Raw genomic sequence first — 5,843 nt, forward strand, 5'->3', positions numbered from 1 at the left:
TGACTCCTCAGCTGGTCCAGAGACCGCCGAGGTTCGCAATCAAAATAATGCGCAGCAACTTCGTGCCGCGCCCTAGGAATCCCGCGCCTAAGCCGCGTTCCTTCGCATTACCGCTTCCTCGCGATAAACGATCTTATGCGCAGCTGCGCATAAGACCTGCCAGCCTTGCGCGTAGGCATCATAGACCGCGATCTGGTCGGGGGTGAGGCAATGCTCGAGGATCTCGTATTCGACCCCGGCGAACGACAGCGCGCGGGCGGTGTAGAGTCCGAGTGACTTCAGATCGCGGGCGACCAGCTCCATCGCCGCGATCCCGCCGTCGCGGATTTCGGCGACGAAGGCTTCGCGGTTCGCGAAGGCGGTCTCCGGCCCCCACAGCCCGAGCCGGGTCGCATAGGCGAGATTGTTGACATCAGAGGCCCCTGTCGCCGAGGCATAGAGCACGCGGGCGCGCGGCAGCAGGTTCTGGAGCCGCACCCCGGCGATCCCCTGCTCGGAGCCTTTGACTTTGCCGCGCGAACCCTCCCCGCCCGCGGCGTTGGCCATCGCGTGGGCCTCGTCGAACACGATCACGCCATCGAAGTCATCACCCGCCCAGGCCAGGATCTGGTCGAGCTGGGTCGCGTCGCTGCGGCCAGATCGCAAGGTCGGATAGGTCACGAACAGGATGCCTTCGCGCATCGCAATCGCCGTACCGAGTTTCCACGAGCCGAGCGGCTGGATGTCGATTGGCAGCCCGCCGAGCGCCGACCAGTCACGCCGCGCGTCTTCGAGCAATGCCTCGTTCTTCGAGATCCAGATGTGCCGCCGTTCGCCGCGAACCCAGCGGTCAAGGATCACGCCGGCAACCTGGCGGCCCTTGCCGGCACCCGTGCCGTCACCGAGGAAATAGCCTTGGCGATAGCTACGTCCCTCGGCCGAAGCCTTAAGGGCACAACCGCGATCGTCGGGCTTGAAGCAACCGGGCAAATCGCGAGCGTGCGCGCTGGCGGCATAGATCAGCGTCTCGGCCTGCGCGGCCGAGAGCACGCCCTTGGCGACGAGGCCGCCCGGTAGCTGCGGAATGGCCGTCGGGATCGGCGCGGCGATCGAACCCATTGCGACCGATTCAACCAGCGGCGTCGGGTGCTCAGCTGCCTGTTCGATAACCACGCGGCTTGGACGATAGGGAAGATAGTGCCCGACCTGCTCGGCCAGCGGCGCCGCTGTTTCGAGCGAGGCATAGGTGAGCGGCTCCACCACGAGCGGCGTGTTGGCAGGCTTGGCGGGGGTCGGTAGCGGTCGATGAGCCGCCGGAACCAGCTTGAGCGGCGACCGGACAGGCAGGTTCGCGGGCAACGGTACTGGCTCATCGCCAATGCGCGCCGCCAAGGCATCGATCATCGCGGCAAGTTCCGGAAAGCTGCTGCTGATCGCAAGCACCGGCTCGCCGCGGGCCTCAACCTTGTCGAGCACCAGGAGCCGCGTACTTATCGAAGTGCCCTGCTTGACGAAGCCGCGCTCGATTGCAGCGTTGAACCGAACACGGTCCCTGGGGCCGAGCGGCATGCACGGATGAAACCGCAGGTCGGGCGAGCTGGCGGCAATCGCCCGGCTCGCAAGATAGTCAGCGGCATGGCTGCCGGCGAGGACCGAGGCCTCGCGCCACAGGCGCAGCGCATTGCGGCTCGGAGTGTCTTCGCGGGGCTGCGCAACGATTGCGCCGCCCGATCCATCGAACAGGTCTGCCGCCTTGATTCCGGCCTTGGCAATGCCGCGCAGGACGGCTTCGTTCGAGCATCCGGCGAAGCAATGGAACAGGATTGCGCGCCGCCCGATCGTCACGCTGAGCGATGGCGTTCGGTCCGCGTGCGCCGGGCAGCAGCACATTCCGCCCTTGCGCGACCAGGTGCCACCAAGGGCATCGACAATCTTGCGGGCCCGGTCCTCGAGCGATCCGGACTTCAACGACTTCAGCATGGGGCATCTCCAACTTGGGCATGCCCTCACCCGCGCAGCCTTTGCTCTGCGCCCGTCACAATGCATTTTCCTACAACTTATGTTCTTTATATGTTCTTATGCGATTCGACCAGTTGGGAATTGGACATGACCAGAAAGATCGCACTCGCCCTCGCCGTTATGGCCAGTTTTCCCGCGTCCTTGCCGGCTTGCGCGCAGGCGGGAAATGAAGCCTTGACGCCAGCAGGCGAGGGATCGGGGGGAACAGGAGTTGAGCGGAGTCAGGACGGGTTTCGGCTGGTTACCCACGGGATTTGGCAAGCTGCACCGATGAGCCAGATCACGCTTGAGCCGGTTCCGCCGCTGCCAGTTGCGCAACCTCGCAAGGCAAAAGCGAGAAGCGTCCGCCAACCCGTGCCGAGTTTTCGCAGAGCCGTCTACCCTCCCAGGATCAATCTCCGCTCTTTCCCTGCAAACCGATATTTCAAGCGCCAGCTACGGTGGCCTGCCTTCGTAACGAAGAGATACAAGCCCTCCGCGTCAGAAAGCTTGTAATCGCGGTCTTTTGGCTTGGCTTGCCGGACTGTCGCTTCGCTGAGCATCGATGCCCCCAAAATTTCCGTTCGATGCCCCCAGCAGTGCCCCCAAAATCAGCTGGATGCATGCGGACGCAAGTGAACAAATGAGGAACTCATATTGCTCAAAAACGGCAGAAAATCAAGGTTTTTCGGTGCTTTACGGATGTCGGCGGAAGGTCAAATGGCGGAGAGGGTGGGATTCGAACCCACGGTACGGTTGCCCGTACACCGCATTTCGAGTGCGGCGCATTCGACCTCTCTGCCACCTCTCCGCGAAGTCGCCGTCTGAGCGGGCCGAAGCCCGTTCGGTCGAAGAAGCGGGCGGTTAGCCGATGGATGGGCGCTTGCCAAGCCCCTCTTGCGCAAAAACCGTGGAACCACCGAGCCGGAGCGTTGTTTCGCATTCGCACAATGCCTATATTGCCCTTCATGGATCGCTCGACGTTCTTTTCTCCGCAGGCCGGTCGCCGCATCGACACCCCTGCCCGCACCCGCGCGCGCTTTGGGATCGGTGATGTCGTGCGTCACCGCATCTACGATTTCCGCGGCGTGATCTTCGATATCGACCCGGTTTTCGCCAACAGCGACGAATGGTACGAATCGATTCCCAAGGAATTGCGCCCCGTGCGCGAACAGCCGTTCTACCACCTGTTCGCCGAGAACGGGGAATCGAGCTACATCGCCTATGTCAGCCAGCAGAACCTGACCGAGGATGGCGAAGCTGGCCCGGTTGATCATCCCAACGTGGCTGAACTGTTCGAGGAATTCGATAAGGGCCGCTACCGCCTGTGCCGCTCGATGACGCACTGAGCGTCGGTTGCCTGCCGACCCAGGGTAGCGCAGCGCCTACTTCAAAAAGCGTAGCACCAGCGATTGTGACGCGGTGGCCATCAGCGTACCGTCTTCGGCGAACAGCCGCAGGTGTCCATGGGCAAAGCCGCGATCGGCCGCGCTCATCTGGATGTCGCACAGCACCCATTCGGTCGGCACCACGGCGCGCAGGCGCAGCGTGTTGTCGAGGCTGTTGCCGCCGCCGTTAAGGCCCAGCGCCACACCCGCTCCGGTCGGCACGAAATCGCCGAACATTGCAAGCAGCGTGGAATCGATCGGCGCGCCTTCGCGGTTGCGCATCCACATCTGCATCCGACCAGACGGATCGGGCTTGCCGTCACGCGGGCGCAAGGCGGCACTGTCCGGCGCCACACGGAGTTCCAGGCGGCGCATCAGTGTACCGGCCTGGTGGTTCCAGGCGGCCCATTCGATGCAGTCTTCGGGCGCGGGCAGTTCTGGCAGATCAAACCACTGGTGCACCGGGTTGCCCGGCCGCTCACCCAGCGCCGCCGTGGCGGAAATGATCACGTCGTCTCCACAGTGCAGGTTGATGACCGCCTGGGTCACGTTGTGGCCCATCACCGGCAACCTGACGTCGACATCCAGCAGCGAGCCAGGCCGGGCATAGGACAGGTATTGCGCGGTCGCCCAGATCAGCTCGCGGCCGGTTACCCGCTTGGCGGCTTCCACCGCGCAGGCAAGGCCGACCCCGCCGAACATGAAGGTATGGTTTTCGGGCCCGACGCACAGCTCGCGCTCCACCGTCAGGCGAAAGCGCATGGGATCGGACGTTCCCTCAAGCGGGATGAACGGTGCGGTCATGCCGGTATCGGGCTTAGCTCTTGAGCTTCCAGCCGCTGCGCAGCAGGGCATAGAGCGCAGCGCAGAGCACCACGTTGAGCAGGCCGATATAAAGCGCGCCATTGAAGACGTCGGCATTGGTCGAACCGATGTCGCTTTGCCCGAGGAAGCCAAAGCGGAAGCCGGAAATGACATAGAAGAACGGGTTCATCCGGCTGACCGCCTGGAATGCGGGCGACAGGTTGTGGATCACGTAGAACGTGCCCGAAAGCATGGTCAGCGGGGTAATCACGAAGTTGGTGACCATGGCCGCATGATCGAACTTTTCCGCCCAGAGCGAGGTCGCCAGGCCGATCACGGCGAGCATGATCGAACCCATCAGGCCGAACCAAACGACTGCCCAGGGATGTTCGATCCCCAGGTGCACGCCCGGCCACAGCAGCATCGCCGCGCTGATCGCCAGGCCCACCAGCACCGCGCGCGTCACGGCCGCGCCAATCAGCGCCAGCATCAATTCGCCATTGGAAATCGGCGGCATCAGGTAATCGACGATCGTCCCCTGGATCTTACCCGAGAGGAAATTGAAGCTGGTATTGGCAAAGGCATTGCTGATCATGCCCATCACGATCAGGCCGGGCGCAACGAAGCTGGCAAAGGGCACACCCAGCACTTCGCGCCCGCCGCGGCCCATCGCGACGGTAAAGATCATTAAATAAAGCAGCGTTGTCATCGCCGGGGCCCAGATCGTCTGGGTCTGGACCTTGAAGAACCGCCGCACCTCCTTCATATAGAGGGTCCAAAGCCCCAGCCGGTTGACCCGGTGGATCAGGGGCACTCCCTGGGCCGGAAAACTGCGACGCCCGGCATCCAATGCGGATGATCCCGCTCTGGATGACTGGGCGGAGGCGGCGTTTTGGACAGGAACAGGTTGATCGGCCATTATGTGGCGACTATCGGCTTGTCGCGCGTGTGGCAAGCGGGTGCGCAATCAAACGGCCCGGATGAAAGTGGACAGGTAATGAGCTGGACCGACGAACGGATCGAAAAGCTGACCAAGATGTGGGAAGGCGGCGCAACCGCCAGCCAGATCGCCGAGGAACTTGGCGGGGTCAGCCGCAATGCCGTGATTGGCAAGGCCCACCGCCTTGGCCTCAAAGCGCGCCCTTCGCCGGTCAAGCCCAACGAAAAGGGTGAGGCTGCCCCTGCACCCGCCAAGGCGCCAAAGGCCGAATCACCAGCCCGCAGCGCGACCCCCGCCGCACCGCGCGCCGCTGCTCCTGCCGCGCCGCGTGCGCCGGCCCCCGTGGCTGCGTCCACCGCTCCTGCCGCCAGCGCAGCAGCCGAAGACAGCGATGCGCCCGCGCCTGCCGCCCCCCCGGCCCCGCGCATCGTCTCGGTCGGCCCCGGCGGCTTCCTGCGCCAGGGCCCGGGCGACCAGCAGGCCCCGATTCCGCCGGCGCCGCCGCGCCGCCTGGTGCCCGCCAAGCCCAGCCCGGAGATGGCGGACAAGACCAGCCTGCTCGATCTGAATGATCGCATCTGCCGTTGGCCGATGGGCCATCCGGGTGAGCCCGATTTCCACTTCTGCGGTGAAAAGGTGAACCCCGGTTTCCCCTATTGCGTGGAGCATTGCGGCCGCGCCTACCAGGCGCAGTTGCCGCGCGGCCATCGTCGTCCGCCCCCGCCGCTGCCCTT

The 5,843-nt window shown here is 64.2% G+C and carries 6 protein-coding genes and 1 tRNA gene; 2 read left to right on the forward strand and 5 right to left on the reverse strand.

What is annotated here, in order from left to right:
- Positions 1-87 precede the first annotated feature (87 nt).
- From ACE3SN_RS15895 to ACE3SN_RS15905, 3 genes are all read right to left on the reverse strand, one after another.
- Positions 88-1,959, reverse strand: coding sequence for a strawberry notch-like NTP hydrolase domain-containing protein (locus ACE3SN_RS15895; protein ID WP_374531665.1), 1,872 nt, complete (start codon positions 1,957-1,959; stop codon positions 88-90).
- A 416-nt stretch (positions 1,960-2,375) separates the two neighbouring features.
- Positions 2,376-2,540, reverse strand: coding sequence for an Arm DNA-binding domain-containing protein (locus ACE3SN_RS15900; RefSeq protein WP_374531667.1), 165 nt, complete (start codon positions 2,538-2,540; stop codon positions 2,376-2,378).
- Between the two features lie 158 nt (positions 2,541-2,698).
- Positions 2,699-2,788: transfer RNA gene (locus tag ACE3SN_RS15905), tRNA-Ser, on the reverse strand.
- A gap of 157 nt (positions 2,789-2,945) precedes the next feature.
- Here ACE3SN_RS15905 and hspQ point away from each other — a divergent pair.
- Positions 2,946-3,326 carry a heat shock protein HspQ gene (gene hspQ / locus ACE3SN_RS15910; RefSeq protein ID WP_374531669.1) on the forward strand — a complete coding sequence of 127 codons (381 nt, stop codon included), beginning with the start codon at positions 2,946-2,948 and terminating at the stop codon, positions 3,324-3,326.
- Between the two features lie 36 nt (positions 3,327-3,362).
- Here the strand turns inward: hspQ and ACE3SN_RS15915 are convergent, their stop codons facing one another.
- A complete protein-coding gene (locus ACE3SN_RS15915; RefSeq protein ID WP_374531671.1) occupies positions 3,363-4,169 on the reverse strand; it encodes an acyl-CoA thioesterase in 807 nt (268 codons plus the stop codon).
- A 13-nt stretch (positions 4,170-4,182) separates the two neighbouring features.
- Positions 4,183-5,088: an ABC transporter permease gene (locus ACE3SN_RS15920; RefSeq protein ID WP_374531674.1), complete on the reverse strand. Its 906-nt coding sequence runs from the start codon at positions 5,086-5,088 to the stop codon at positions 4,183-4,185.
- Positions 5,089-5,166: 78 nt separating this feature from the next.
- Between ACE3SN_RS15920 and ACE3SN_RS15925 the strand changes: the two genes are divergently transcribed.
- Positions 5,167-5,843 (forward strand): GcrA family cell cycle regulator (locus ACE3SN_RS15925; protein ID WP_374531676.1); only part of this gene is annotated, 677 nt, incomplete at its 3' end.

It is taken from the genome of Novosphingobium sp., from assembly GCF_041915465.1.
Lineage (GTDB): Bacteria > Pseudomonadota > Alphaproteobacteria > Sphingomonadales > Sphingomonadaceae > Novosphingobium.

Bases quoted from the DNA above. Each gene is read 5' to 3' on its own strand.
- ACE3SN_RS15895 (WP_374531665.1), bottom strand. From the start codon at position 1,959: ATGCTGAAGTCGTTGAAGTCCGGATCGCTCGAGGACCGGGCCCGCAAG.
- ACE3SN_RS15900 (WP_374531667.1), bottom strand. From the start codon at position 2,540: ATGCTCAGCGAAGCGACAGTCCGGCAAGCCAAGCCAAAAGACCGCGAT.
- hspQ (WP_374531669.1), top strand. From the start codon at position 2,946: ATGGATCGCTCGACGTTCTTTTCTCCGCAGGCCGGTCGCCGCATCGAC.
- ACE3SN_RS15915 (WP_374531671.1), bottom strand. From the start codon at position 4,169: ATGACCGCACCGTTCATCCCGCTTGAGGGAACGTCCGATCCCATGCGC.
- ACE3SN_RS15920 (WP_374531674.1), bottom strand. From the start codon at position 5,088: ATGGCCGATCAACCTGTTCCTGTCCAAAACGCCGCCTCCGCCCAGTCA.